The sequence below is a fragment of the Candidatus Pantoea communis genome (assembly GCF_011752685.1).
In the GTDB taxonomy this organism is placed as follows: domain Bacteria; phylum Pseudomonadota; class Gammaproteobacteria; order Enterobacterales; family Enterobacteriaceae; genus Pantoea; species Pantoea communis.
Map to the genome: position 1 here is coordinate 1 of NZ_VWXC01000048.1, position 3,539 is coordinate 3,539.

The window sequence follows — 3,539 nt, forward strand, 5'->3', positions numbered from 1 at the left end:
GAGGCTAAGTGAACAGAAAAGTAACGGCGGACGACAGCATGCCCATTACCCTGCCCGACACCAGCTTCAGCCAGGTGCTGAATCCGGAAGACACCAACCGGGCCGATACCCGCGCCTTTCTTGCCCGCGACGCAGAGCCTTTTACGCTGCCCGGGTTTGTGACGCCGTTTGGCTACACCCTCTGGCAGAACAGAGCAGAGCGACAGTTCAGGCTGGTCACGCAGGAGCGTGATCCGGAGACCGTGTATGCGGTGAGGCTGCAAGAAACCGAAGACTTCACCTCGCCGGAGCGCGCCTGCATACAGGTCATGGTCTGGCGCACCCGCCAGCCGCAGCACGAGGGGGCGGTGCACGGCCTGGCGCGCCGGTTCTTCTGCCATTTTCTGCATCGCTGGTCGATCATCATTACCGACAGCGCGCAGACCAACGCGGCAAAAGTGATGTGGGAGGGGGTGGTGGCCTGGGCGCTGCGCGACCCGGAGCACTACGTGTACGTGTGGGACGGCACAGGCGAGTCGGGCTGTCTGCACCCGGTGCGCAGCTGGCTGGCGTTCTGCGGCTACTGGGCCGCCTTCTGCTGGGGAGCGGAGCCTGAAAGCCATTTGCGCAGACGGGTTGTCATCAGCACGCATCCCCTGAACGCTGCGCAGAAGTAATACGAATGCGGCACGGCACGCCTGCAGAACAACTCTCCACCGGAGGGATGTCACGCGCCGTTCCGCACACACAGCCTGGCGCATATCGCTGAAGTCGCAAGCGTGAGGGTCCAGCGGGCCCGCATTTCAGATTCAGCCACCCAGTATTGCGTGTCCGTCATCATGGTCCTGAAAAAAAGTTTCCTGAAGGCGGGCAGCCCTGTACAGACGTGCCACACTATAACCGTCTGAAATACAGGACAACTCTTATCTGAGGAAGACATCATGACAACAGCAAGACGCGGGGGAGCCGGAAATTTCGCGGCCGACCCGGCACGCGCCGCTGAGGCGGGCAGCAAAGGCGGCGCCGCCAGCGGCGGTAACTTCAAAAACTGTCCCGATCGCGCGCGCGAGGCCGGTCGCAAAGGCGGACTTATCAGCCGGCGGAGCCCAAAACCTGAAGTTTAAATAAAACCACACGGACGCGCGCCGGAAGTAAATTTTATCCCGGCGCGCTTAATTAGGGAATCTTTATTTCCTAATTATCTCTGAGGTTAAAGGAGAATAATCAACAGGGCTACCCCCTGATTTTTCTGATATGTGGCGCATATTAATAGCCAGTAACCTGCAGGCTTATCATCCATATTTTTCAGGCCATGTTAAATCCTCTTCTGAGATTAAATCCCGAAACATTCATATGCTCAGGCTGCATCTCCGGATGAAAACGATTTCAGACTACACATAAGTTTTATTCAGTATTTTCCGATATTTACCTTTGATAATCTGTCATGCATCTGAATTCAGGGTGTTTTTTATTGCTGTGCGGCTGAAAATAATTCTGAACTACGGGATAATGCGCGGAAAGTATTTCTAAGGAACCGGCTTTCAGTCCGTTAAGCGACTACACTGAAATACCATAATAAGGCGGAGGGAGAGCAGAGCATGCATGATAATGACCATGACCAGAACCAGCTGATTATTGGCGAGGCTGCGGTTCATCTGGCGATAAATAATGCGGACATTACCGTAGGCTCGCTTATCCGCGAGCTGGCTGAGATGGCTGCCGCCGAGAAAAATCCAGCGCGCTGCGTGCAGATAAGAGGGGCGAAACGCTGGCTCCGCGGGTTTGAGTCATTACCGGGCAACCGGGACGAGCTGAGATGGATTACCGCATCAGGCCGCGGCTCAGCGCACTGAAGGCATTCCCGCCTGTTCGGATGATACCGGGCAGGCTTCTTCCCTGTACCCCGGCCCCTGAGCTGAGCATGCTGTTCTGACTGTTGTACAACCCCTTCGTTAACCCGCTCATCATTCGCGCGCTGATACTCACCTAAGTTACTGTTTAGTAACATCTAGCATTTTTTGCACAAAAAGATAAGCTGTACAACAACACAATTGCTGTACAAGTTTGATTTGGTTGTATAACTTTACGGTCAGACAGAGCCGACTACATTTTAACCATTGAGAGGTTCACCATGCGTCAGAACGTTACGAAATTCCCGGACTCCGCCAGCGACATTGCGCATTACTTCAGCAAGGCGTCGGCGCCAACCCAGCAGGAAACGCTGGGGCAGATTGTCGTAGAAATCCTGCGCGCAGGCAAGAACCTTAATCGTAAGGCCATCTGTACCAAACTGCTGCGCCGCCTTGAAGTGGCAGCGAATCAGGAAGAAGAGCGTCATTACCAGACGCTAATCGGCATGCTGTTTGAACGCTGAGTTACACCGGTGTGATGAGGCGGGACCCGCAGCATGCATTCAGGACCGCCTGGAATGGCCGTCCTGCCATCCTGCCCGGAAGGCACGAACCGGAAGATGCGGGTATGAATAATAAAGATTTAACTCGTCTGGCCGACGTTGTGCTGGGCGAGGCGGTGGTCGCGCTGCTGAGCAGCGAAGACCACATCAGCGCAGACGGCGTGGCACGGCAGCTTCGCGCTATGAACGGCGGCGAGACGAACCCGGAAAGGCGTGCAGCCATTGCCCTGGCGCTGGGCGAGGTGCAGAGCGAGTTTGTACAGTCACGTGAGAGCCGCGACGCAGACGTGCTGGCATTCGGTGCCCTGACCGGCCCTGATGGCGGTAACAATAAGTAAACTGAAGACCGAATCTCCGACTAGTGCGGAGAGTGGCAGGACGCCCGCAGGACGCGGCTACCCGGGAGGTGACCGTTTTTTATTTCAGGCACTGAGCCTGGCCACTTTTGCCCGCAGGGCCTGACGGATAACATCATGCAGCTTAACGAACATCACACCACCACCGAAGCCGACATCATCCAGCATTTCCGCAGCGGCGGCGACGCGCTGGCCGCCGAGACCGCCGTGCTGGACGCCGTCATCCGCGACATCGTTATTCACGGCAAAAAGGTCACCAGCAAAGCGATCATTCTTTATCTTATCGCCGAGCTGGAGAGCACCTCAGACGTGGTCGAGCTTGACGTGCTTCGCAGCGCGCTGGAAATCGTAGTGGGCAAAACGCCCGACGACGAAGGCTTCTGAGGCTACTTCTGCTGTGTGACGTGCGCGGCAGACAGCGCAGCCGGTGAGTCAAACCCTCCCTGTGAAGCCCACACGGAGCAGCTGACGGCGGCGGCGAGGGTTACGGCAATCCAGACTTTCACAGGCATCTCCCGGTTTAAACGATTTCACATTTATCAGTGTGGCACGTCACTGTCATTGCGCGAGGAGTGTTCGTCAGAACGGGAGGAGTCTGAAGGTCAGTGCATCTGCTGGGCCAGCAGCCTGACGGCGCGTTCGCAGCTCTCGCGCATCCCGGCATCGCCTGCCGCTTCGCCCATGCTGTGCAGGGCGCTGGTGATTTCGTGAAGGGTGAGGTACTGGTCCGGCTTAAGAAGGCGCGCCACGACCGTTCCGATAACGGCGTAGATATCTTCGGCGGTGGTGTC

At 56.7% G+C, this 3,539-nt stretch carries 7 protein-coding genes; 6 read left to right on the forward strand and 1 reads right to left on the reverse strand.

Annotated elements, in window-relative coordinates:
• The first annotated feature begins 38 nt into the window (after nucleotides 1-38).
• The 6 genes from F3J37_RS27655 (at nucleotide 39) to F3J37_RS27680 (ending at nucleotide 3,132) form a co-directional block, all read left to right on the forward strand.
• Nucleotides 39-656 (forward strand): hypothetical protein, encoded by a 618-nt coding sequence (locus F3J37_RS27655; RefSeq protein WP_166936807.1) that lies wholly within the window; start codon nucleotides 39-41, stop codon nucleotides 654-656.
• 264 nt (nucleotides 657-920) lie between these two features.
• Nucleotides 921-1,103, forward strand: coding sequence for a con-10 family general stress protein (locus F3J37_RS27660; protein ID WP_166936809.1), 183 nt, complete (start codon nucleotides 921-923; stop codon nucleotides 1,101-1,103).
• 474 nt (nucleotides 1,104-1,577) lie between these two features.
• Complete coding sequence (locus tag F3J37_RS27665; RefSeq protein WP_166936810.1) at nucleotides 1,578-1,832, forward strand: hypothetical protein; 255 nt, start codon at nucleotides 1,578-1,580, stop codon at nucleotides 1,830-1,832.
• Between the two features lie 278 nt (nucleotides 1,833-2,110).
• A complete protein-coding gene (gene ycgZ / locus F3J37_RS27670) occupies nucleotides 2,111-2,353 on the forward strand; it encodes a regulatory protein YcgZ (RefSeq protein ID WP_039328007.1) in 243 nt (80 codons plus the stop codon).
• 104 nt (nucleotides 2,354-2,457) lie between these two features.
• A complete protein-coding gene (locus F3J37_RS27675; protein WP_166936812.1) occupies nucleotides 2,458-2,730 on the forward strand; it encodes a hypothetical protein in 273 nt (90 codons plus the stop codon).
• A 135-nt stretch (nucleotides 2,731-2,865) separates the two neighbouring features.
• Nucleotides 2,866-3,132: a biofilm/acid-resistance regulator YmgB/AriR gene (locus F3J37_RS27680; RefSeq protein WP_097118167.1), complete on the forward strand. Its 267-nt coding sequence runs from the start codon at nucleotides 2,866-2,868 to the stop codon at nucleotides 3,130-3,132.
• Nucleotides 3,133-3,350: 218 nt separating this feature from the next.
• Here the strand turns inward: F3J37_RS27680 and F3J37_RS27685 are convergent.
• On the reverse strand, nucleotides 3,351-3,539 hold a 189-nt coding region (locus F3J37_RS27685; RefSeq protein WP_166936814.1), incomplete at its 5' end, for a hypothetical protein.